The sequence below is a fragment of the Kribbella sp. NPDC058693 genome (assembly GCF_042715335.1).
Classification (GTDB): Bacteria; Actinomycetota; Actinomycetes; order Propionibacteriales; family Kribbellaceae; genus Kribbella; species Kribbella jiaozuonensis.
The window spans coordinates 577,413-598,563 of sequence record NZ_JBHXSQ010000004.1; the positions used below are offsets into that span (position 1 = coordinate 577,413).

The window sequence follows — 21,151 nt, forward strand, 5'->3', positions numbered from 1 at the left end:
GGAAGAGTACTCACGAAGGTCGTCCGCCACAAGCCCCGTTCTCACTCCGCGTGTCGTCGGGCTCACATGACGGCCGGAGCAAGCGCTCAGCTGGCCCCTCAGCTGCTCGCAGGAGCGCGCAGTACCGGGCAGGACATGCACCGCGGCCCGCCGCGGCCGGAGCCGAGTTCGGAGCCGGAGATCCGGATGACCTCGATGCCGGACTCCTCCAGCCGCGCGTTGGTCTCGACGGTCCGCTCGTACGCGATGCACACCCGCGGCGCGAGAGCGAGGGTGTTGTTCCCGTCGTCCCACTGCTCCCGCTCGGCCGTCACCGGGTCCAGGCCGGTGTCGATCCGCCGGAGCGTGTCGATGCCCAGCGCCTTCGCGGCCGCGACCAGGAACGGCTCGGGCTCCTCGATGTGCAGCTGGTCGCCGTCGGTGGTGACCGCCAGCGCCCGCATCTCCTCCGCCATGTTCGGATACATCAGCACCGCGTCGGTGTCGACCATCGTGCACACGGTGTCCAGATGCATCGTGGCTCGCTGCTGAGCGATCGGTACGGCGAGAACCGTATGCGCGAGCCCCTTCGAGAACACCCGCCGCGCGAGCCGCTCCACCCCGGCCGGCGTGGTCCGCTCGCCGACCCCGACAGCGAGTACGCCGGGACCGAGCGCGAGCACGTCGCCGCCTTCGACATGCTCCAGCTGGTGGTCGTACACCTTGTCCGCGCCGGCGAACCGTGGGTGGAACGTGTAGATCAGCTCGGTCAGCTGCGTCTCGCGCATCCGGGCCGGCATCGCCAGCGACGTGACCGCCACCGTGTCCCGGATCCAGACGCTCGAGTCGCGGGTGAAGAGCAGGTTCGGCAGGGGGTCGATCAGGAAGTCCTCGTGGGCGAGCAGCGACGTCACGAGCCCACCCGCCCGGACCTCGTCGTTGCGTACGCCGGCCATCAGCGCCTCGGCCAGCCCGGCCGGATCCAGCTCGCCGAGGGACGCCTGCAGGTACTCGCGCAAGGTGTCGCCGAGCCGCAGGTCCTCGGTCGCACCGGCGACCGCCTGCGCCCGGGCCGCCGGATCCGCGAGCGACTCGGTCAGCAGCTCGCCGAGGTACAGCACCTCGACATCGCGGTCCCGGAGCGCCTGGGCGAACGCGTCGTGCTCGTCCTGGGCGCGGCCGACCCACGGGATGCCGTCGAACAGCAGCTTGTCGTTGTTGCGCGGGGTGAGCCGGCGGAGCTCATTCCCGGGGCGGTGCAGCATCACGGTCCGGAGCGGACCGACCTCACTGTCGACGCCGTATGCCTTGCCGCTGTGCTGCTGCGCCTCGGTCATAGCCCGCCCCTTCGCTCTGTTTGTGCCCACCACGCTACGGCAGCCCGGTCAATCTGTCTGATTGTCCGACAATATCCCAGAAGTTGCTCAGGAGCGAACCCGGTCGTAGAGCAGGCAGAGGGCGCCGGACTCGGTCTGGGTGGAGTCGGTCAGCTTCCAGGACGTGGCCGGCAGACCGTCCTCGAACAGTCGCGCCCCGCCACCGACCAGCTCGGGGTCGAGGGTGATGCTCAGCCGGTCCACCTCGTCGGCGGCCAGCAGCGCCTGGATCACGCTCGTGCTGGCCAGCACGATGATGTCGCCGCCCTCCTGGTCGCGCAGTTCCTTGACCACATCCGCGGGCTCGCCGTCGGCGATCCGGGAGTTCTGCCATGGCGTCTCGGTCATCGTCGCGGAGAAGACCACCTTGTCGGTCTCGTTCAGCCAGCGGGAGAAGGCCCGGTCCTGCGGCGCCGCGTTCTCGTCGTCGGCCACCGCCGGCCAGAAGCCGCCGAAGCCCTGGTAGTTCTTGCGGCCGAGCAGTGCCGTGGTGGCGGGCTCGGTCACCCGGATCATGTGGTCCCGCGCGCCCTCGGTGATCGCGTGCGGGACGATCCAGCTCATGTCGTAATCGCCACCTGTGCCGTTCACCCGTCCGTCGAGCGAGAGCGAGATGTTGGCGGTCACTGTGCGGGTCATTTCGCGTACCTCTTCCGGTTGGTGTTCGTTCTGACACCTCAAATCCTGCTGCCGGCGGCGCCCCGGAACATCTGCCACCTGGCTGATATCCGTAGCCGCCCGGCTGACCGGCATGTCGTACGAAAGGACGAATATCCACAGCCGACCGGCGCTGACGAGGTCGATCGGCTGGAGAGGAACTAGGCTGCGGTGCTGTGTCCGGTCATGCTGTGCCCACCAACGATGTGTCCCCCGAGCCGTTCGAGCGCGCCGTCGCCTGTGTGATCCCGGCGAAGGACGAGGCCGATCGGATCGCGGCGACCGTCGATGCTGTGCACAAGATCATCGGAGTGGACCTGGTCGTGGTCGTCGACGACGGCTCCACGGACGGTACGGCGGAAGCCGCCGAGCGCGCCGGTGCCGTCGTGGTCCGGCACGAGCGCAACCGGGGCAAGGCCGCCGCGATGGAGACCGGCGCGGCCGCGGTCGCTGAGCGCGACGGAGCCCGCGCGCGGCACCTGCTGTTCCTCGACGCCGACCTGACCGACACCGCGTCCGGCGCCGGCCCGCTGATCGAGCCGGTGCAGACCGGCCGCGCGGACATGACCATCGGCACCCTGCCCGCGCAGGTGCGTGCCGACGGGTCCAAGGCCGGCGGCCACGGCTTCGTCGTACGGCTCTCGCGGGCCGGGATCGAGGAGGCGATCGGCTGGGCGCCGGAGCAGCCGTTGTCCGGGCAGCGCTGCCTGACCCGCGCCGCGTTCGACTCCGCCGTACCACTGGCTGCCGGGTTCGGGGTCGAGACCGCGCTGACGATCGATCTCGGCCGGAAGGGTTTCCGCATCCTCGAGGTGCCGATCGACGTCCGGCACCGGGCGACCGGGACTGATCTGCGCGGTCAGCTGCACCGCGCGAAGCAGTACCTGCACGTCCGGCGCGCACTCGCCGCACGCAGTGCGCTCCCCGCGGACGGTGGTGGCCCGTCGCTCCGCAGTCTCTTCCCGCGGAAGTCCGCGCAATGAGCGCTGATCTCGAGCTCGGACGGAAGTACGGTCGCCGGGCCGTCGCCCTCTACCTGGTGAGTACGGTGCTGATCGTCGCGGTCGGCCTGCTCGGACCGTCCGTGGTCGTGCTGACGTTGACCGGCCGGCACCCGTGGCTCCCGTCGTACTGGTTCGACGCGCATGCCAACGACTGGCTCGTGTCGGTGACGATCTACGTCGCGATCGCGCTCGGCGGGTACGGCGTTTTCCTTGCCACCAAGGCGCTTCGGCACGGCTGGGCGCCGCGCGTCGACCGGTTGATTGCCTTAGGCATCGGTACGACGGCGGCCATCACGTTGGTGCCACCCATGGCTTCTGGCGACGTGCTTATCTACGCGGCGTACGGGCGGATCATGGCGCTCGGCGGCGACCCGTACACGGCCTCGCCGGCGGACACGATCCGGCTCGGGTACGACCCGGTGATCGCCGCGACCGAGCGGCCGTGGCAGGGCGCGCGCAGTGTGTACGGTCCGATCGCGACCTGGATCCAGTGGCTCTCGTCGCTGATCGGCGGGGACTCCGCGCAGCTCACCGTGTGGATGCTGCAGTTGTCGATCGCGATCAGCCTGGTGGTCACCGGTCTGTTACTGGTGAAGCTGGTCGGCAAGGACCTGCCGGCCCGGCGGCGGGTGATCATGCTCGGCCTCGCGAATCCGCTGATCCTGTGGTCGGTGCTGGCGGGCGCTCACAACGACGCGATCGCGGTGATGTTCGCGGTGATCGCGCTGGTGGCGTTCCGGCGGCACGTGTTCCTGGCCGGCCTCCTGATCGGCGTCGCGGGGTGCACCAAGCTGTCGATCGGCCTGGTCGGCATCGCCATGCTCTGGGCGCTGCGCGCCGATCGACGGAAGGCCGCGTTCTTCTGCGGCGGCGGTGCGATCGCGATGGGCGGTCTGTACGCGATCGTCGGACTGCAGGCGTTCCAGCAGGCGCGGTCGCAGACGTCGTTCATCTCGACCGGGACGCCGCACAAGGTGCTGCTGAGCTTCTTCACGCTGTTCCTGCCGAACGGGCTGGTCCGGACGTTCCTGGCGATCCTCGCGTGGGTCGGCCTGATCGTGGTCGCGATCCTGCTCACGCAGGTGTTCCCGAAGTCGCTGGTCCCGCAGACACATCCGGACGACCCGACGCCGGCCGCGATCCGGTACACGGCGATCTACGCGATCGCCTGGGTCCTGACCGCGATGTACTCACTGCCCTGGTACGACGTCATCGCCTGGGTCGCCCTGGCAGCGGTCGCCGCGTCGAAGGTGGACGGGCTGATGGTCGTTCGTACGACGATGCTCGCGATCGCCTACGTACCGGGCCGCGACCCGAACGCGCGGCAGGTCGCGGCGAGCCTGTCCGACTCGTTGGAGTTCTTCAGCGCACGACTGCGGGACACGCTCTGCCCCGCAGTCGAGCTGGCCGTCCTGATCGGGTTGATCGTCTGGGCGCGACGCAGTGGTGCGCAGTGGTGGCCGTACGACTGGCCGCGCCGCAAACAGAAGGCCGTCCCGCAGAAGGCCGAAGCGCACTAGCCCCAGAGGTCGTGGCCGGCCGCGACCGCCTTGGCCAGGATGGACTTCACCGGCTTCTTCAGGGCGGACGCCGCGGCGGCCACGTCGTCGTACTCCGGCTGGACGTTGACCACCTGACCGCCGTACCGCGCGATCTTGACGTGGATCCGCTGACCTTCGACGTCGACCGTGGCGAACTCGCGGTCCGCGGCGTGCTTACGGATGCCGAACTCGCGCAGGCCGATCGCGGACGTCTCGGACAGGATCACCGCCCGGACCATCTCGGCGTTCGCACTGCCGACGAGGACCGACAGGGTGTGCGCCGGGCGACCCTTCTTCATCAGGATCGGCGTCAGCCACGCGTCGGCGGCACCGGCCTCCATCAGCCGCGCGAGGACCTGGGGCCAGATCCGCGGGTCGAGGTCGTCGACGTTGGTCTCGTAGACGAGCTCGGTCGCCGAACTCTCGGTCGATTCGCCGAGCACGACCCGCAGAATGTTCGGCACCTCGACCGGATCGCGGCCGCCGGCGCCGACGCCGGTCTGCTGGATCCGCATCGGCGGGAGCGTTCCGTACTCGTCCGCCAGGCTGGCCAGCAGAGCCGCGCCGGTCGGCGTCGTCATCTCGTACGGCGCTGCGCCGCCGGTGACCGGTGCTTGGGCCTCGGACAGGATCGCCAGGACCGCCGGCCCGGGGATCGGGATTCCGCCATGCTGCCCACGAACCTGTCCGCCGCCGCCCAGCACGACGGTCGACACCACAATCCGGTCGATATCCAGCGAGACCGATGCCGCGGCCACGCCGACGATGTCCGCGATCGCATCCAGCGCGCCGACCTCGTGGAAGTGCACGGTGTCCGGCTCAACGCCGTGAGCTGCAGCCTCAGCCCTCGCGAGCCGCGCGAAGGTGTCGAGGGCGCGCCGCCGTACGGCATCGTTCAGCGCCGCCTCCTCGAGCAGCCGCCGAACGTCGGCCCACGCGCGCGTGGGCCCGGAGTGCTCATGGTCCGCCCCATGCCCGGCGTCGTCGTGCCCATGCCCGTGGCCATGACCCGCCACGTCGGCGTGCTCGGCCGCTTCGTCAGCGGCGTGGGTGTGGCCGTGGCCTGCTGCGTGGCCGTGGCCGGCATCGGGGGTGTTCTCCGGGTGGGGTTCGCCGTTGACTTCCACGGTGGCCTTGGTCGCGGCGATCTGGTGGCGGGCGGTTTGGGAGACCGTGACCGAAAGGGACGGGTCTACGGCAGCCACCGCGGCGTTGATGGCTGTGACGTCGGCCCCGGCCGCGATGAACGCACCCAGGAGCATGTCACCGGACGCACCGGCGGAGCAGTCGAGCCAAGCGATGCGCATCAGGCTTCCTTCGTTTCGCGCGGTATGGACTGCCGGGCGACGCGAGCGGCGAAGACGCCGGCCCCGAACCCGTTGTCGATGTTCACAACCGAGACCCCGGGCGCACACGAGTTCAGCATCCCGAGCAGCGCAGCCAGTCCGCCGAAGGAAGCGCCGTACCCGACCGATGTCGGCACGGCCACCAGCGGTACGCCGACCAGCCCGCCGACGACGCTCGGCAGCGCACCCTCCATCCCCGCCACGACGATCAAGCAGTCCGCAGCATCGAGCCGCTCCCGTACGCCGAGCACCCGGTGCAGCCCCGCCACGCCGACGTCCGTGATCACGTCCACGTTGGCCCCGAACACGCGAGCCGTCGTCGCCGCCTCCGCCGCCACGGGCGCATCCGACGTACCAGCAGCAACCACCGCGACCGTTCCACGCAGTACGCCGGGCTCGCCGAGCACCGCCGTACGCCCGACCGGATCTACAACTGCATCCGGCAGCGCGGCGATCACCGCCTCCTGCGCCTCTTCGGTCAGCCGGGTCGCGAGGACGGCGTGTCCGGGGTGCGTGGCGTGCAGTGTGCGCAGCAGTTCCACCACCTGAGACGGCGTCTTACCGGCTCCGTAAACGACTTCGGCGTCGCCGGTACGCTCCAACCGGTCGGTGTCGAGGCGGGCATATCCGAGGTCGTGGACGCCCGGTTGTGGGCCCTGATCAGGCAAATGTGTCACGCCGCGAATCTACGTTGCCACGGCCCGAGGTACCGCATCCGTCCCGGGTCGCACACACTGTGCGATCGCCTGAATACTCAGGCATAACACCGGATGCCTTAGGCTCTCGTGCGTGTCTTCGACGTTAGCCGGTGCCTTCGGGGTCGCCGCCCTGTTCGTGGCGGTGCTTGCCCTGGTCTTCGCCATCCAGGCCCTCCGGGCCCGGACCGTCACGTCAGACAAGTCCACACCCACAGCCCTCCCGGAACCGGAACCGCAGTCCGAACCCGAGCCGAAACCCGGCACGGTGAAGTCCGAACTGCGCAAACTCGGCAAGGAGCTGGCCGTCACCCGCGGCGAACTGAAGGAGACGCTGCAGCATCTCGCGGTCGTCCGGTACGACGCCTTCGGCGAGACGGGCGGGAAGCTGTCGTGGTCGATGGCGATCCTGGACAACAACGGCGATGGGGTCGTGCTGACCTCGATCAACAGCCGGGCGGATGCGCGCACGTACGCGAAGGAAGTCAAGGCCTTCGCCAGCGAATCCAAACTCTCGCCGGAAGAGGAAGAAGCCATCGACACCCTCCGCAAGGAAGCCGGCCCCACGGTCGACTGAGCTCCGCCCGGCGTACTGCGGTCAGCCCTCGACGTACTGCGGTCAGCCCCCGCGTGCTCCGCAGCCGCCTCTCGTCGCTGCGCTCCTCGGCGCGACTGCTTCGCGCGCTGCCCACCCACCCCCGGGCTTATCGCCCGGAGCATCCTTTCCGGCTATCGCCGGGGTGTGCCGGCCATCGCCAGGGTGTGCCGGCTATCGCCGGTGTTTGCGGCTGCCGCCGCGGTTTGCTCGCTGCCGCTCGCAGGTGACTGCGCTTGGCCGGCGTCTGCTCGCCGTGCGACTGTCACGCGGGGGAGCTGGTCCGTCGCCCGCGGCTGCGCTGCCTGTGACTGCTTGGCTGGCCGTCTGCCTCGCCGGACGGTAGTGATGGGCGCTGCGGTCAGCCCGCGTGCGAAGCAGCCGCCTCTCGTCGCTGCGCTCCTCGGTGGCTGCTTCGCGTGCTGCCCGCTCGGCCGCCGGGCTTCCGGCTCATCATCCGCAGCCCGCCCGGCCACGGGGGTGGTCGCTCGCGCGGCAGCGCGCACGGGTCCGGGCGGTAGCCCGCAGGTCCCGGCGACAGCCGGAAGAACCCGGCGACAGCCGGAAGGGATGCGCCGGGCGATAAGCCCCGGGGTGGGTGGGGTGCGGGCGGAGTGGCCGCGCCGAGGAGCGGAGCGACGAGAGGCGGTTGCGTAGCACGCGGGGGACGGCGACGTCCCGCGATGGGCTGACCCCACACACATCCTCGCGCAGGCTCGCCTACCGTCGCTTAGGCACCCTTGCTGTCAGTGCCCCAGGTTCGATCTCGCACGAGAGGAACTGACCCGGGCCGATCGGGTCGCCGTCCAGCTGGCGCTGCACGTCCACGGCCGCGTGGATCTCGACCTTTCGACCCGTGAACCGTTCGAGATACATATCCGTCCGGTTCGTCCGAGTCATCAGGCGCCACAGTACGATCGGCCACTGGGTCACCCGGCGCGGTGCGATCACGACCACATCCAGCAACCCATCGTCCGGCCGCGCGTCAGGCAGCAGCGGGATGTTTGCCTGCAGCATCCCCACATTCCCCACCACCACCGTCCGCACCCGTCGTTCGATCGGCTCCGCATCGTCCAACGCGAGCGACACCCGCACGGAGGGGTGGTTGATGTTCTTGGCTGCCGACACCAGATACGCCGTCCACCCGATCTGCTTCTTCAAATGCGGTGGTGCGTCCGAGATGATCGCGGCGTCCAACCCGAGCCCGGCCATGACCGCGAAGTGGTCCGTGTCCAGGCCATCGCCGTGCACCCGGACGAGATCGATCCGCCGGTCGCGGCCTTCCAGCGTCCGCTCCAGCGCATCGTCCAGGTCGAGCGGGATGTGCAGGTTGCGGGCCAGCAGATTTCCAGTGCCGGCCGGGATCACCCCGACCGGGATTCCGGTGTGCGCCAGCGCCGAGCAGACCACCCGGACCGTGCCGTCGCCGCCCGCCACCAGCACGAGATCGGACTCGTTCTCGATCGCCTGCTTGGCCATCGCGTTGCCGGCGTCGTCCTCGCGGGTCTCCAGCCACAGCGGCTCGTCGTACCCGCGGATCTCGAGCGCTCGCGTGACCTTCCGGCGGAACGCCACCCCGTCGCCGACCTTGATCGGGTTCACGATCACGGCCGCCCGCGGCGGGGCCGCCGTACCGTCACCATCGGACGGCGTACGACGGCGTCGGCGCCGCAGCCCTGGCCGGAGACCGAACCCGATCGAGGTCGCGGTCAGGATGCCCAGCCCGAGTGCCCAGCCGCCGAGCACGTCCGACACGTAGTTGACGTTCAGCGCGATCCGGTCGCCGGACGCGATCCACACCACACCGACCACCGGCAGCAGCACCAGCAGCCGGAACCGCCGCCGCCAGCCCCGCACCGACGGCAGGACGACGCCGAGCGCGCCGGCCATCACGAACGCGGCCGTCGCGTGACCGGATACGTACGAGAAGCCATCGGTCTCGACCAGCATCTGGGCCGGCCGCTCCCGCTCGAAGATCTGCTCGACCACCTGGACCAGCACGAGCTCGGCCACCGCCGACGTGAGCAGCCAGAACGTCAGCAGCCGGGCGCGGCGGTGCCAGAGGTACGCCGCGACGATCACGATCACCGCCCGGGACGTCCACGGCAGCACGACCGCACCGACGACCTGCCAGAAGTCGACGACGCCCTCGTGCCCGACGCCGTACGACGCGGCTCGGTCGGCGACCGACTGGTCCCAGCGCGCCAGCGGCGACCAGTGCTCGAAGACCAGCAGCGTAATCACCGCGAACGGGACCGCACCCAGCACGACCGTGAGCGCACGGCCTACTTGACTGGGTGGGTGGTGGTTCATCGCCCGCTCAGATCCCCCTCTGTGGTCACCTGACGCCACCCCATCATCCCGAATAGACTTCGCCGGTTCTGACACGCCCCGATACCCTCAGGGTGTGATTGACGCGAAACTGCTCCGTGAGAACCCCGATGTCGTCCGCGCGGCCCTGACCAAGCGCGGTGAGAGTACGGACCTGGTCGACCAGATCCTGGTCGCCGACAGTGAGCGTCGATCGTCCATCTCCGCCTTCGAGGCGCTCCGGGCCGAGCAGAAGTCGCTCGGCAAGCAGGTCGCCCAGGCGAAGGGCGACGACCGGACCGCCCTGCTGGAGCGGACCAAGACCGTGGCCGCGGACGTGAAGGCCAACGATGCTGCCGCCAAGGAGGCTGAGCAGCGCTTCGACGAGCTCGCCAAGGCCCTGCCGAACCTGGTCTCCGACGAGGCCCCGGTCGGCGGCGAGGACGATTTCGTCGTGGTGGAGGAGGTCGGCAAGCCGCGCGACTTCGCCGCCGAGGGCTTCGAGCCCCGCGACCACCTCGAGCTGGGCGAGCTGCTGGGCGCGATCGACATGGAGCGCGGCGCGAAGATCAGCGGCTCGCGGTTCTACTTCCTCAAGGGCGCCGGGATGCTGCTGCAGCTCGGCATGCTGCAGCTGGCGATCCAGCAGGCGGTGGAGAACGGCTTCACCCCGATGATCACGCCGACGCTGGTCAAGCCCGAGGTGATGGGCGGCACCGGGTACCTGTCGGCGCACGACGACGTGTACCGGCTCGAGGACCCCGAGCTGTACCTGACCGGTACGTCGGAGGTCGCCCTCGCCGGGTACCACATGGACGAGATCCTCGACCTGAGCGACGGCCCGATCCGGTACGCCGGCTGGTCGTCGTGCTACCGCAAGGAAGCCGGGTCGCACGGGAAGGACACCCGCGGGATCATCCGCGTCCACCAGTTCGACAAGGTCGAGATGTTCTCCTACTGCAGGCTCGAGGACGCCGCCGACGAGCACCTGCGGCTGCTGGCCTGGGAGAAGGAGATGCTCGACAAGATGGAGCTGAGCTACCGGGTGATCGACACCGCGACAGGTGACCTCGGCGTCTCGGCGTACCGGAAGTTCGACTGTGAGGCGTGGGTGCCGACGCAGGGCCGGTACCGCGAGCTGACCTCGACGTCGAACTGCACGGACTTCCAGGCGCGCCGGCTGAACATCCGGCACCGCGACGCCGACGGCAAGACGCAGCCGGTCGCGACGCTGAACGGGACGCTGGCCACCACCCGCTGGATCGTCGCGATCCTGGAGACCCACCAGCTCAAAGACGGCTCGGTCCGCGTGCCGACCGCCCTGCAGCCGTACGTCGGCGGCCGCGAAGTCCTCGAACCGGTCGGTAAATGAGGGCAAAGCCGACGGCAGTTGCCCTGGACATCGATGGCACGCTGATCGATCACGACGAGGGGATGTCGCCCGCGGTCCTCGACGCGGTCCGGCGTACCGCGGCGCAGGTGCCGGTGATCCTGGCCACGGGCCGGGCCTGGTCGACCACCAGACCGGTGGCCGAGCGGCTCGGCCTGCCGACCGGCGGGTTCGTTGTCTGTAGCAACGGTGCGCGGACGATGCGGTTCCCCGACGGTGAGGTCGTCGACGAGCGGACCTTCGATCCGTCGACGGTGATCACGTCGGTCCGCAAGTACGCACCGAACGCGCGGATGGCGGTCGAGGAGTCCGACGGCACCTACTTGGTGACCGCGCCGTTCCCGGACGGCGACCTCGGTCGGGAGGCCAGGATCCGCGTGGTCGGCGACGACGAGCTCGCGCCGCAGCCGGTGACCCGGTTGATCATCCGCGACCCGGACCAGTCGGAGAGTGACTTCGTCCACCTGGCGGAACGCCTCGGGCTGCACGGCGTCAGCTACTTCGTCGGCTGGACCGCCTGGCTCGACATCGCGCCGGAGGGCGTCGACAAGTCGACCGGGCTGAAGGTCGCGCTCGCGCAGTACGACCTGGAGCCGTCCGGTCTGCTGGCGATAGGTGACGGACGCAACGATATCGAGATGCTGACGTACGCCGGTCTCGGTATAGCCATGGGCTCGGCTCCTGACGAGGTGAAGTCGGCCGCCGATGAGGTGACCAAGTCCGTCCAGGACGACGGCGTCGCCACGATACTCAACCGCTGGTTCTGAGACCAACCCTTTTCGGTCAGAATCGAAAGGGTTGACACGATCAACTTGCTGTAGGCAACCGAAAGGCCCGGAACCCCTGTGTGTACAGGAGTTCCGGGCCTTCGGTCCGATAGTCCGCTGGCGGGCCGAGTATCGGATCAAGCAACCCGGGTGCTGCCGGTCCGGCGTGGCTGGCACTGCTGGTGGTCGACGACGGTGTCGAACGCGTCCAGCACCGCGCCGACCTCGGGCCGCGGCCGCGGCGTCTTGGCTGCCGGGCTCTGACCGCGCCGCGCACGGCGCAGGTGACGCTTCACCGTCGACAGCGAGCAGCCCAGCCGCATGGCCAGTGACTCCAGGCTGTCGTTCGGGTACTGCGTGCGCAGCCGGAGGACCTCTTCGTGGCTCACCGGCCGGCGCGTGCCCCGTGCACCGGCGAGCTGGTCGAAGTCATCGGCCTGCACCTCGACGTCGAGCAGGTTGCGGATCGAACGCCGTTGTACAGCAGTGGTTCCGGCGACGAAGCCGCTCACATCGTGCTCGGCGACGGCGCTGTACAGGCATTCGGTGAAGAGCGGGCAGGACGCGCACAACGCCTTTGCCTCGCGGACGAGCTGTTCGTACCGCTCCCGAGTACGACGGGTTGCGGACGCTGGCGGCGGCTCTTCCATCAGGCGGTGCTGAAAGATGTCGGAACGGGCGATGCAGCCGGTCATTGCCCCCTCCTTGATGGAAGATGTGTCGACAGCCGCTCGGGAGCTACTGCCCCCCGGCCCCGCTAGATTGGCGCTGTTGACGGTCATCAAGGCTCCCCAAGTATCAAGACCCGAGTGAACGAACGATGAACACCGTTCGTCCGCACGGATCCGCTAGCTGATGGACCCGCGCTTTGTTGCCGGCCCACCATGTCGTCCCGGGCGCGGGACGCACCGATCCATAACTGTTGACGCCACTGCCGAGGTTTTGGTTGCAGCCAATTCCACAACAGTTCTTCGACGTTTGTGTGTGCTTACCGGGGTGGGGCGGCATCAGTCGCGCTGATCCAGAACAGGCTTAGGACGCGGCCGAACAGCCGCCGGTTCCCCACCAGACCCAACGCATGAAATCACGCGCCAACCGTGCCGCGCAGGGGAACTTGCTGCCTTTGCAGCATCCTGCCGTAACGGTCTGATGACGTTGTCAAAAGCTCAATCAGATAAGTCAAAAAGGGCTGAAACCGACGTCCAATAGCTTGCGCCCGAGGTGTCGGGAGGAGTAGTGCGACGCCGGCTGCCACGAGGATACGGTGACCTGGTGACGGCTTCGCAGTACCCCCGCCTGATAGCCACCGATCTCGACGGAACGCTCGTCCGCAGTGACGGAACCGTGTCCGCCCGGACCTTGACAGCAGTGCGTGCCGTGCAGCGCGCCGGAAGTGTTTTCGTGATGGTCACCGCGAGGCCACCTCGCTGGCTGCACGACCTGTCCGATCTCGTCGGTGATCACGGAATCGCGATAGTTGCCAACGGCGCTATTTTGTACGACGTCCTGCATCGTAAGGCGATTCGGACCCGATTGATCGATCCCGCGGTCGCGCTCGAGGTCGCACAAGCGATCCGTACGGCGATCCCGGACGTGCAGTTCGCGATCGAGCGACCGGACCGCTACGGACAGGAACCAGTCTACCTCAATCGCTGGCCTAAACCTGACAACACCTTGGTTGCGGCCGTCGAGGAGCTACTTTCGGAGCCGGCCGCAAAACTGCTCGTCCGGCATCCGAGTCTGCACTCCGACGAACTGCTGGCCCGCGTGACACCGTTGGTCGGCCAACGAGTGACGGCCAGCCACAGCGGCGGTCACGGGTTGGTGGAGATTTCCGCGACCGGTGTCTCGAAGGCAGCGATGCTCGCCGATTTCGCTGCAGAACAAGGGATCTCGGCTGCTGAGACGATCGCATTCGGTGATTCCGTCAACGATCTGCCGATGCTTGCCTGGGCGGGTACGTCGTACGGCGTCGCGAACGCACATCCCGAAGTACTCGCGGTGGTGGACAAAGTGTGTCCCACAAACGACGAGGACGGCGTCGCCGCCGTCCTCGAGGAGTTGTTGCAGCCTTTGAAATAAGGCGTCTACAGATACATCCCACCACTGCGCGGATCGTCGGTGTTGCCGGCCTGCGGTCCACCGGGGAAGCCGGGCTGCCCCTCGGGCAGCTGCTGGCCGCCGGGCAGTGCGCGACGCATCTGCTCGAGCTGCTGGCGTGCGGCCATCTGCTGCGCGAACAACGCCGTCTGGATGCCGTGGAACAGGCCCTCGAGCCAGCCCACCAGCTGCGCCTGCGCGATCCGCAGCTCGGCGTCGGTCGGCGTGCTGTCGTCGGTGAAGTCGAGGCTGAGTCGCTCCAGCTCCTCGACAAGCTCCGGCGCCAGGCCGCTCTCGAGCTCCTTGATCGACGCTTCGTGGATCGAGCGCAGCCGCGCCCGGGAGGCTTCGTCGAGCGGTGCCGACTTCACCTCTTCCAGCAGCTGCCGGATCATGTTGGCGACCCGCATCACCTTGGCCGGCTGCTCGACCAGCTCGGTCACCGAGCGCGGTTCGTCCTCGCGGTCGTCGTGATCGTCGTCGGAGCGCGGCGGCCCCTCGACGGCCATGCCGTCAGGCCCGACGATCAGCACCTTGCCGTCCTCGGTCCTCGCCCCGGCCATCGGAACACCCTGGCCCTCGCTGCTGCTCTCGGTCATCTGCCCATCCTAGGACGCCCTCATGACGCGCGAGCGCGGTGGCGGCGTACGGCGTCGCGGTTGGCGCAGGTGGGGCTGCAGTAGCGCTGGCGGCCGGTGCGGGACAGGTCGGCGTACACGTTGTCGCAGCCTTCGGTGGCGCAGCGGCCGAGTCGGGTGATGCCGCGCCCGGCCAGGTGCAGCGCCGTACCTGTGCTGATGAGTGTCGCGACCAGACGACCGACCGGGACGTTGTGCGGGCGGTAATGCATGTGCCAGCCGTCGCCGGCGTGGTTGGTCAGCCGCGGATGCTCGGTGTACTTCGCGAGCATCGCGTTGACCAGATCCACGCGGGTCTGCTCGTCCTCCGCGTCGACGACCTGCAGCCACTCCTCGATCGCGACGTTGACGGCCGCCAGGTCCGCGGCGGTGACGCGGCGCTCGCGCACGAGCCGGCTGTCGACGCCGTTCTCCTCGCATCGCTCGGCCAGATCCTCCGGCGTGGTCGCGGGCCGGGTGACCAGGTTGACCGCCAGCAGGACGGCGTCCGCGCCGTAAGGGTTGAGATGCATAATGCCATTACATCACGATGGGTTCATGACAGAAACCCATCGGCATCGCTGGAGTGCAGTCTCGTCCCACCCGGTCAGCGAGGGCCTGGTCGTCTACCAGCGGTGTGCCTGCGGACAATGGCGCATCACCAGCACACCGCCGTACCCCGTCGCGTACCCCGAGGTCGCGATCAGTCCTTCGCGGTAAGGCGGCGGACGAGGCGGGCAGTGGTCGCGTCGACGTCGTACGGATGACCGGTGCCCGGGGTCAGTTGGTCGAGGACCAGGCCGTCGATCGCGAAGTGCAGCAGGCGAATCTCCTCGGCGCCGCCCGGCAGGCCTGCGTTCGAGTTGAACGCGACGTCGGCGTCGAACCCCTGCCGGATGGTCCGCGACAGGATCTCGTGCAGGCCGGGTCGCCGGGCCGCTTCGAGGCGGAGCTCCAGGAGGGCGAGCGAGAGTTCGGGACGGCCGAGCAGTCGCTCGACGATGTAACGCACGTAGTCGGTCATCAGATCGACATCCGGCTTGCGCTCGGCCAGCGGCTCGAGGACGGCCGGATCCGGCGCGAGCCGCTCGAAGATCCGCTCCCCGAGCGCGCCGAGCAAGGCGTCGCGGGTCTTGAAGTAGTTGGACGCCGTACCGGCAGGGAGTCCCGCGGCAGCGTCGACGGCCCGATGGGTGAGCCCCCGGGCGCCCGCCTCCGCGAGGACGGCCAGGCCGGCGTCGGCGAGCTGGGTACGGCGTTCCGGATTTCGCGGCACGTTGACAGGCTAGCAGAAGTTCCACTACAACTGTCGTACACAACAACGACAGCTGTAGTAGTCAGGAGAACGTATGCAACCCGCGGCATTCGGCGCGACCGTGGTCACCGACCGGCCTTCGGACGTCGCCGCCTTCTACACGCAGTACCTGGACCTCCAGGTCGGCATCGACCTCGGCTGGTTCATCACGCTTCGCCGGGGTACGGCGGACTGGGAGCTGGCGATCTGCGAGCGCGGTCACCCGACCGTCCCGGCAGCGGTATCGGCGCTCACGGAGAGCGGATCCGTCTTCGGCTTCATCGTCGACGACGTGGACAAGGTCGCAGCGCAGTTGACCGAAGGCGGCGTCCAGCTCGAGACACAGCCGGTCACCGAGGTCTTCGGGCAGCGGCACTTCTTCGTCCGCGACCCCGCCGGCACCTGGATCGACGTCATCCAGTTGGTCGAGCCCGACCCGGCTTGGCTACAGAGTCAGCAGAACCTTGCCTAGCTGAGTGGACTGCTCGAGGGTCCTGTGCGCCTCGGCGACCTCGGCGAGCGGGAAGGTGGTGTGGACGATCGGGCGGACCTTCTTCGCCGCGATCAGCGGCCAGACGTGGCCGACGACCTCGGCGAGGATCTGGCCCTTGTTCTCGACCGAACGGAACCGCAGGCCGGTGGCGATGATCGAGCCGCGGCGGCTCATCAGCCGGCCGAGGTCGAGTTCGCCCTTCGCGCCGCCCTGCATCCCGATCACCACCAGGCGTCCGTCGTACGCGATCGACTTCACGTTGTCGGTCAGGTACTTCGCGCCCATGATGTCGAGGATCACGTCGGCGCCGGCGTTCTTGGTCGCCTCCTGGACGACCGAGGCCCACTCGGCTTCCTTGTAGTTGATGGCGACGTCCGCACCGAGCCGGGTGCAGAACTCCATCTTCTCCTTGCTGCCGACCGTGGTCAGCACCCGCGCGCCGTGCGCGACCCCGAGCTGGATCGCCATCGAGCCGATCCCGGACGAGCCGCCGTGTACTAGCAGGGTCTCGCCGGCCTTGAGGTGCGCGGTCATGAAGATGTTCGACCAGACGGTCGCGACCACCTCGGGCAGCGCGGCGGCGCTGACCAGATCCAGGCCGTCCGGCACGGGCATCACCTGCGGAGCGGGTACGGCGACCTTCTCGGCGTACCCGCCGCCGGCCAGCAGCGCGCAGCACTCGTCGCCGACGGACCAGCCCTCGACCTCGGCGCCGACCGCGGAGATCCGGCCGGACACCTCGAGGCCGATCGTGCCGGGGGCGCCGGGTGGCGGTGGGTAGAAGCCCTGCCGCTGCATCAGGTCGGCCCGGTTCACGCCCGCGGCGACGACGTCGATGACGACCTCGTCGACGGCTGGTTGCGGGTCCGGGATCTCGCCGATCCGGAGGACCTCGATTCCGCCGGCACCCTCACAAACGACAGCTCGCATGTTCCACAACCTACCCTCAGGTTGCGACGAGCTGCTCCATGTCCCGGGCGATGCTGTCGAGGTAAGTGGTCTCGCCTATCGACTGGAACCAGTCCCATAGTTCGAGCGAGTGGTAGAGCCGGTAGAGGTCGGTCCGGTGCGTCGGCAGCTCGCCGTACCCGTCGGTCAGTCCGGCGAGTTTCTCGGCGTTGTCGTGCGCGGAGTACTGGATCGTCTTCGCGATGTCGATCAGCGGGTCCGCGGCGATCGCGTTCTCGACGTCGATGAAGCCGGTGACGCGCCAGGTATCCGGATCCACGAGCACATTGCCTTCGTGGAAGTCGTTGTGGCACAGGACGGCGGCCTCGTTATCGGCGAAGAGGTGCCGGTGCTGATCGACGTACGCGGCGATCTTCGCCTGTAGCTTCGCGTCTCCGCCGAGCTGCTCGAACTCGGTCAGCTTCTTCGCGAACTGGCGGTCCATGTACTGCTCGTTGTCAGGCAGCGGATCGAGGATCCGGTCGGTCAGATAGCCGTACTCCGGCTGCCCGATGCTGTGAATGCGGGCGAGCAGCTCGCCGAGCTGGGTGTACATCGTGCGCCAGTCCGGCGGCTCGAGCTCCGACAGCGGGACCCCGTCGAGCTTGGTCAGGATCGTGACACTGTCACCGACGTGCAGGACTCGCGGGATCGAGCCGCTGAGCTCCTGTTCCAGCATCCCGTAGACGTGGACTTCCTTCGCCTGTTTCCAGGCCCACTCCGGCGCGTAGACCTTCACGATCAGCGGGTCGGTGTCCGTGCGTACTTCGTAGACGGTGCTGAGCTGCCCGCCGGTGCGCTCGACGATCTCGACGATCTCGGTGCCGGGGCGGGCTTCGGTCACGAGGCGGGCGATATCCACAGGCTCGACGCTATGAGCCGTGTCCATCGATTTTCAGTCTGTTTCAGTCGTCCAGATCGGCCCAGGTGTCGACGTCGTCGCCGGATCGGGTTGGTTCGGTCCAGGTCAGGTCGAGGCCGGCGAGCGTCCGGCGTACCGACTTGTCCCGGGGATCGCCGACGCGCTGGATCGCATCTGTCAGCGCCGTCCTGCGGTACGCCGTCGCGAGCTGCTGCTCCTGTCCGGAGGAGTCGCGCAGCCCGTGCCCGTCGGCCTCGGCCAGCCCGTCGACCAGCGTGGTGACGTCAGCTGCGGTCAGCCAGGGCAGGTCGCAGCTGACGACCACGACGATCGGTGCGGCCCCTCGCTGGAGGCCGGCCGCGAGCCCCGCGACCGGACCGCCTGCTGGCGGATCCTCGACGGTCCAGCCGACCTCGCGGTACGTCGTACGCACCGGCCCGACCACAGTCGTGTTGGCCGCGCCTGCCGTTGCCGTCAGCACCCGGTCCAGCAACGTCATGCCGTCGAGCACCAACATCGCCTTGTCCACCCCGCCGAACCGAGTGGACCCGCCCCCAGCCAGCACCACCGCGTCAAACTCCACGGAGGCAGTCTCGCACCCGGGTTGTGCGGCACCATGGAGAGATGAGGATCGCTGTGGTGCAGACCGCCAGTGGTTACGACAAGGCTGCCAACCGGGACCTGGTCGGTCGCCTGGTCGCGGACGCCGCGCAGGGACGGCCTGATCTGGTCGTGCTGCCGGAGGCGATGATGTCCGACTTCGCTGTCGAGGGTGAGTCGGTGGCAGAGGCGGCCGAGTCGCTCGACGGCGAGTTCGTGGCGACGCTGCGGAAGGCTGCGGTCGAGCACAGCGTGGCGATCGTGGCCGGCATGTTCGAGCGCAGCTGTGACCAGCACCGTCCGTACAACACTCTGCTGGCTGTCGGCGCGGACGGGGCGCTGCTGGGCGCTTATCGCAAGATCCACCTCTACGACGCCTTCGGGTACAAGGAGTCCGACCAGCTGACTGCGGGCGACGTAGCCCCTGTGGTGGTGCAGGTGGGCGACCGGAAGCTCGGTCTGATGACTTGTTACGACCTGCGCTTCCCGGAGCTCTCCCGCGCGCTGATCGACGCTGGAGCGGAGGTACTCGTCGTTCCGGCGGCCTGGGTACGCGGACCGCTCAAAGAGCACCACTGGACCACTCTGCTCACCGCACGCGCGGTGGAGAACACGTGCTACGTCGCAGCCGCCGCGCAGAACGGGAAGAAGTACTGCGGCCTCAGCCAGATCGTGGACCCGCAGGGCGTCGAATTGGCGTCCGTGGGCGAGTCGGACGGACATGCGTTCGCTGAGATCACGGCTGAGCGGCTGGCCGACGTACGCAAACGCAACCCGTCTCTGCAGAACCGCCGGTACGCCGTCACGCCCCGCTGATCGCCCAGTGCGCGGACCGACTGGTCCGAAACGGTCACTGACACGTTAACCTCCTGGCGTGGTGGATGCGTTTGATCTGGAGCATCACGGTGATCTAGAGGTCGGCGAGGGTCTCGTCGACCTGGCCGTCAATGTCCGCGCGGGTACTCCGCCGCCGTGGCTGGTCGAAACGATCACGGCGAGCCTGACGGACCTCGCGGCGTACCCACGGCCCGGTGTCGCCGTCAACGCGGTCGCGCGACGTCATGCCGTGTCGCCGGATCGGGTGCTGCTCACCGCGGGCGCTGCGGAGGCGTTCGTGCTGATCGCGCGGGCCTTCCGGCCTCGGCATCCGGTCGTCGTTCATCCACAATTCACCGAGCCCGAGGCGGCGCTGCGTTCGGCCGGGCACCTGGTCGACCGGGTCATCCTGCGGCCTGAGGACGGGTTCGTGCTGGACCCGTCCGCCGTACCCCGGGATGCGGATCTGGTCGTGATCGGTAATCCGACCAACCCGACGTCGGTGCTGCACCCGGCCGACACGCTGCGCGAGCTGGCGCGGCCCGATCGGATCCTGGTCGTCGACGAGGCGTTCATGGACGCGGTACCGGGTGAGCCCGAGTCGCTCGCCGGCGCGTCCATCCCGGGGCTCGTGGTCGTGCGCAGCCTGACCAAGACCTGGGGGCTTGCCGGGCTGCGGGTCGGATATGTGCTCGCGGCGCCGAGTTTGATCGAGCAATTGTCAGCCGTTCAACCGCAGTGGCCGGTGTCCACTCCTGCTCTCGCAGCGGCAATTGCCTGCAGCAACGAGCGTGCCGTGGCCGAAGCGGCCCAGGCCGCGCTCGACATTTCCAGGCAGCGTGTCCATTTGCTTGACAAGCTGGGTACGGCGCCTGGCCTTTCGACGTACGGCGTGGCGTCGGCACCGTTCGTTCTGGTCCACGTTCGTGGGGCTGCGGAAGTGCGGGAATCCCTGCGTGCACAGGGGTTTGCGGTCCGGCGTGGGGATACGTTCCCTGGTCTGGGGCCGGATTGGTTGCGGATCGCCGTACGGCCGGAGGATGTCACCGACGGGTTTGTGAAAGTACTCGCGGATCTTCTTCGCTGAACTCTGCTGCTGAATCGAGTTGCCGCTGTAACGCTCGGGGGGTTTAGCCGGGCTCCACTTTGCGCACAAGATGGCCAGGGTGCTCCGTTGATGATGTCCGGGGCATCTTTCTGGCCATTCGCGAAGGGAGCAGCACAATGGGTCTCAGCGACGACGACATGAACACCTCGTCCGAAGGTGGCGAAGGCTTGGCCGACGGGGGTGCCACCGCGGGCGGCACCGATGGTGGAGCCGACGGCGGCGCGGGCGGCAACACGTCCGGTGGGTACGGCGACAGCTCGTCCTCCGATGCTGGGGCTGACGGCGGCGCCGATGGTGGTGCTGGTGGCGTCGGCGAGGGTCCGGCTGACGGTGGTGCTTCGCAGGGTGCGTCGGATGGTGGCGCCGATGGTGGTGCGGGTGATGGCGCTGGCGGCGGTTCCGGTGGTTATGGCGAGGGCACCGCGGATGGCGGCGCGAATGAGGGTGCGTCGGATGGTGGCGCTGACGGTGGTGCTGGTGGCGTTGGTGAGGGTCCGGCTGACGGTGGTGCTTCGCAGGGTGCGTCGGATGGTGGCGCCGATGGTGGTGCTGGTGACGGCGCTGGCGGCGGTTCCGGTGGTTATGGGGAGGGCACCGCGGATGGCGGCGCGAACGAGGGTGCGTCGGACGGCGGCGCAGATGGTGGCGCTGAG

The 21,151-nt window shown here is 68.6% G+C and carries 23 protein-coding genes; 11 read left to right on the forward strand and 12 right to left on the reverse strand.

Features of this window, described 5'->3' with window-relative positions; all coding sequences use genetic code 11:
• Positions 1-98: 98 nt before the first annotated feature.
• Together ACFWUU_RS29060 and ACFWUU_RS29065 are read right to left on the reverse strand one after the other, a co-directional pair.
• Positions 99-1,316, reverse strand: coding sequence for an arginine deiminase (locus tag ACFWUU_RS29060; protein ID WP_380179972.1), 1,218 nt, complete (start codon positions 1,314-1,316; stop codon positions 99-101).
• Between the two features lie 87 nt (positions 1,317-1,403).
• A complete protein-coding gene (locus ACFWUU_RS29065) occupies positions 1,404-1,994 on the reverse strand; it encodes a dihydrofolate reductase family protein (RefSeq protein ID WP_380179974.1) in 591 nt (196 codons plus the stop codon).
• A 209-nt stretch (positions 1,995-2,203) separates the two neighbouring features.
• Here ACFWUU_RS29065 and ACFWUU_RS29070 point away from each other — a divergent pair, with 209 nt between their 5' ends.
• A complete protein-coding gene (locus ACFWUU_RS29070) occupies positions 2,204-2,995 on the forward strand; it encodes a glycosyltransferase (protein WP_202877772.1) in 792 nt (263 codons plus the stop codon).
• Complete coding sequence (locus ACFWUU_RS29075; protein ID WP_380179976.1) at positions 2,992-4,536, forward strand: DUF2029 domain-containing protein; 1,545 nt, start codon at positions 2,992-2,994, stop codon at positions 4,534-4,536. The genes ACFWUU_RS29070 and ACFWUU_RS29075 overlap by 4 nt, the downstream gene beginning before the upstream one ends.
• Here the strand turns inward: ACFWUU_RS29075 and larC are convergent.
• Together larC and larB are read right to left on the reverse strand one after the other, a co-directional pair.
• Positions 4,533-5,864, reverse strand: a complete 1,332-nt coding sequence (gene larC / locus ACFWUU_RS29080) for a nickel pincer cofactor biosynthesis protein LarC (RefSeq protein ID WP_380179978.1) — start codon at positions 5,862-5,864, stop codon at positions 4,533-4,535. The genes ACFWUU_RS29075 and larC overlap by 4 nt on opposite strands.
• Positions 5,864-6,580 carry a nickel pincer cofactor biosynthesis protein LarB gene (larB, locus tag ACFWUU_RS29085; RefSeq protein WP_380179980.1) on the reverse strand — a complete coding sequence of 239 codons (717 nt, stop codon included), beginning with the start codon at positions 6,578-6,580 and terminating at the stop codon, positions 5,864-5,866. The genes larC and larB overlap by 1 nt, the downstream gene beginning before the upstream one ends.
• Positions 6,581-6,692: 112 nt before the next feature.
• On the opposite strand from larB, the gene ACFWUU_RS29090 reads away from it, so the two are divergent.
• Positions 6,693-7,175, forward strand: coding sequence for a DUF4446 family protein (locus ACFWUU_RS29090; RefSeq protein WP_380179982.1), 483 nt, complete (start codon positions 6,693-6,695; stop codon positions 7,173-7,175).
• A 738-nt stretch (positions 7,176-7,913) separates the two neighbouring features.
• On the opposite strand, the gene ACFWUU_RS29095 is transcribed toward ACFWUU_RS29090, so the two are convergent.
• A complete protein-coding gene (locus ACFWUU_RS29095) occupies positions 7,914-9,461 on the reverse strand; it encodes a diacylglycerol kinase family protein (protein WP_380179984.1) in 1,548 nt (515 codons plus the stop codon).
• 139 nt (positions 9,462-9,600) lie between these two features.
• On the opposite strand from ACFWUU_RS29095, the gene serS reads away from it, so the two are divergent.
• Positions 9,601-10,875, forward strand: coding sequence for a serine--tRNA ligase (gene serS, locus ACFWUU_RS29100; RefSeq protein ID WP_137255719.1), 1,275 nt, complete (start codon positions 9,601-9,603; stop codon positions 10,873-10,875).
• Positions 10,872-11,660 (forward strand): HAD family hydrolase, encoded by a 789-nt coding sequence (locus ACFWUU_RS29105; RefSeq protein ID WP_380179986.1) that lies wholly within the window; start codon positions 10,872-10,874, stop codon positions 11,658-11,660. The genes serS and ACFWUU_RS29105 overlap by 4 nt, the downstream gene beginning before the upstream one ends.
• 137 nt (positions 11,661-11,797) lie before the next feature.
• Here the strand turns inward: ACFWUU_RS29105 and ACFWUU_RS29110 are convergent, their stop codons facing one another.
• Positions 11,798-12,355 carry a WhiB family transcriptional regulator gene (locus ACFWUU_RS29110; protein WP_233714819.1) on the reverse strand — a complete coding sequence of 186 codons (558 nt, stop codon included), beginning with the start codon at positions 12,353-12,355 and terminating at the stop codon, positions 11,798-11,800.
• A gap of 577 nt (positions 12,356-12,932) precedes the next feature.
• Here ACFWUU_RS29110 and ACFWUU_RS29115 point away from each other — a divergent pair.
• On the forward strand, positions 12,933-13,742 hold the full coding sequence (locus tag ACFWUU_RS29115; RefSeq protein ID WP_380179988.1) for an HAD family hydrolase: 810 nt from the start codon (positions 12,933-12,935) through the stop codon (positions 13,740-13,742).
• Between the two features lie 5 nt (positions 13,743-13,747).
• On the opposite strand, the gene ACFWUU_RS29120 is transcribed toward ACFWUU_RS29115, so the two are convergent.
• Both ACFWUU_RS29120 and ACFWUU_RS29125 read right to left on the reverse strand, forming a co-directional pair.
• Positions 13,748-14,359 (reverse strand): bacterial proteasome activator family protein, encoded by a 612-nt coding sequence (locus ACFWUU_RS29120; protein WP_137255715.1) that lies wholly within the window; start codon positions 14,357-14,359, stop codon positions 13,748-13,750.
• Between the two features lie 20 nt (positions 14,360-14,379).
• The gene (locus ACFWUU_RS29125; RefSeq protein WP_380179990.1) at positions 14,380-14,910 is read right to left on the reverse strand and encodes a CGNR zinc finger domain-containing protein; all 531 of its coding nucleotides are present in this window, start codon (positions 14,908-14,910) and stop codon (positions 14,380-14,382) included.
• 25 nt (positions 14,911-14,935) lie between these two features.
• Here ACFWUU_RS29125 and ACFWUU_RS29130 point away from each other — a divergent pair, with 25 nt between their 5' ends.
• The gene (locus tag ACFWUU_RS29130) at positions 14,936-15,097 is read left to right on the forward strand and encodes a hypothetical protein (protein WP_380179992.1); all 162 of its coding nucleotides are present in this window, start codon (positions 14,936-14,938) and stop codon (positions 15,095-15,097) included.
• Here the strand turns inward: ACFWUU_RS29130 and ACFWUU_RS29135 are convergent.
• Positions 15,081-15,653: a TetR/AcrR family transcriptional regulator gene (locus tag ACFWUU_RS29135; protein ID WP_380179994.1), complete on the reverse strand. Its 573-nt coding sequence runs from the start codon at positions 15,651-15,653 to the stop codon at positions 15,081-15,083. The genes ACFWUU_RS29130 and ACFWUU_RS29135 overlap by 17 nt on opposite strands.
• A 73-nt stretch (positions 15,654-15,726) precedes the next feature.
• Here ACFWUU_RS29135 and ACFWUU_RS29140 point away from each other — a divergent pair, with 73 nt between their 5' ends.
• Positions 15,727-16,143 (forward strand): VOC family protein, encoded by a 417-nt coding sequence (locus tag ACFWUU_RS29140; RefSeq protein WP_380179996.1) that lies wholly within the window; start codon positions 15,727-15,729, stop codon positions 16,141-16,143.
• On the opposite strand, the gene ACFWUU_RS29145 is transcribed toward ACFWUU_RS29140, so the two are convergent.
• From ACFWUU_RS29145 to ACFWUU_RS29155, 3 genes are read right to left on the reverse strand one after another with little or no spacing between them, the layout of a single operon-like run.
• On the reverse strand, positions 16,117-17,094 hold the full coding sequence (locus ACFWUU_RS29145) for an NAD(P)H-quinone oxidoreductase (protein WP_137255711.1): 978 nt from the start codon (positions 17,092-17,094) through the stop codon (positions 16,117-16,119). The two genes, ACFWUU_RS29140 and ACFWUU_RS29145, sit on opposite strands and share 27 nt — an antisense overlap.
• Positions 17,095-17,110: 16 nt before the next feature.
• A complete protein-coding gene (locus ACFWUU_RS29150; RefSeq protein ID WP_380179998.1) occupies positions 17,111-18,001 on the reverse strand; it encodes a phosphotransferase family protein in 891 nt (296 codons plus the stop codon).
• A 16-nt stretch (positions 18,002-18,017) separates the two neighbouring features.
• The gene (locus ACFWUU_RS29155) at positions 18,018-18,557 is read right to left on the reverse strand and encodes a molybdenum cofactor guanylyltransferase (protein WP_380180000.1); all 540 of its coding nucleotides are present in this window, start codon (positions 18,555-18,557) and stop codon (positions 18,018-18,020) included.
• A 41-nt stretch (positions 18,558-18,598) separates the two neighbouring features.
• Here ACFWUU_RS29155 and ACFWUU_RS29160 point away from each other — a divergent pair, with 41 nt between their 5' ends.
• The 3 genes from ACFWUU_RS29160 to ACFWUU_RS29170 form a co-directional block, all read left to right on the forward strand.
• Positions 18,599-19,390 (forward strand): carbon-nitrogen hydrolase family protein, encoded by a 792-nt coding sequence (locus tag ACFWUU_RS29160; protein WP_380180002.1) that lies wholly within the window; start codon positions 18,599-18,601, stop codon positions 19,388-19,390.
• Positions 19,391-19,448: 58 nt separating this feature from the next.
• Positions 19,449-20,477 (forward strand): Rv2231c family pyridoxal phosphate-dependent protein CobC, encoded by a 1,029-nt coding sequence (gene cobC / locus ACFWUU_RS29165; RefSeq protein ID WP_380180004.1) that lies wholly within the window; start codon positions 19,449-19,451, stop codon positions 20,475-20,477.
• Between the two features lie 137 nt (positions 20,478-20,614).
• A partial coding sequence (locus ACFWUU_RS29170) for a hypothetical protein (RefSeq protein ID WP_380180007.1) occupies positions 20,615-21,151 on the forward strand: 537 nt, incomplete at its 3' end.

Coding starts and splice junctions, on each gene's coding strand:
- ACFWUU_RS29060 (WP_380179972.1), bottom strand. CDS start 1,316: ATGACCGAGGCGCAGCAGCACAGCGGCAAGGCATACGGCGTCGACAGT.
- ACFWUU_RS29065 (WP_380179974.1), bottom strand. CDS start 1,994: ATGACCCGCACAGTGACCGCCAACATCTCGCTCTCGCTCGACGGACGG.
- ACFWUU_RS29075 (WP_380179976.1), top strand. CDS start 2,992: ATGAGCGCTGATCTCGAGCTCGGACGGAAGTACGGTCGCCGGGCCGTC.
- larC (WP_380179978.1), bottom strand. CDS start 5,864: ATGCGCATCGCTTGGCTCGACTGCTCCGCCGGTGCGTCCGGTGACATG.
- ACFWUU_RS29105 (WP_380179986.1), top strand. CDS start 10,872: ATGAGGGCAAAGCCGACGGCAGTTGCCCTGGACATCGATGGCACGCTG.
- ACFWUU_RS29110 (WP_233714819.1), bottom strand. CDS start 12,355: ATGACCGGCTGCATCGCCCGTTCCGACATCTTTCAGCACCGCCTGATG.
- ACFWUU_RS29120 (WP_137255715.1), bottom strand. CDS start 14,359: ATGACCGAGAGCAGCAGCGAGGGCCAGGGTGTTCCGATGGCCGGGGCG.
- ACFWUU_RS29125 (WP_380179990.1), bottom strand. CDS start 14,910: ATGCATCTCAACCCTTACGGCGCGGACGCCGTCCTGCTGGCGGTCAAC.
- ACFWUU_RS29130 (WP_380179992.1), top strand. CDS start 14,936: ATGACAGAAACCCATCGGCATCGCTGGAGTGCAGTCTCGTCCCACCCG.
- ACFWUU_RS29140 (WP_380179996.1), top strand. CDS start 15,727: ATGCAACCCGCGGCATTCGGCGCGACCGTGGTCACCGACCGGCCTTCG.
- ACFWUU_RS29145 (WP_137255711.1), bottom strand. CDS start 17,094: ATGCGAGCTGTCGTTTGTGAGGGTGCCGGCGGAATCGAGGTCCTCCGG.
- ACFWUU_RS29150 (WP_380179998.1), bottom strand. CDS start 18,001: ATGGACACGGCTCATAGCGTCGAGCCTGTGGATATCGCCCGCCTCGTG.
- ACFWUU_RS29160 (WP_380180002.1), top strand. CDS start 18,599: ATGAGGATCGCTGTGGTGCAGACCGCCAGTGGTTACGACAAGGCTGCC.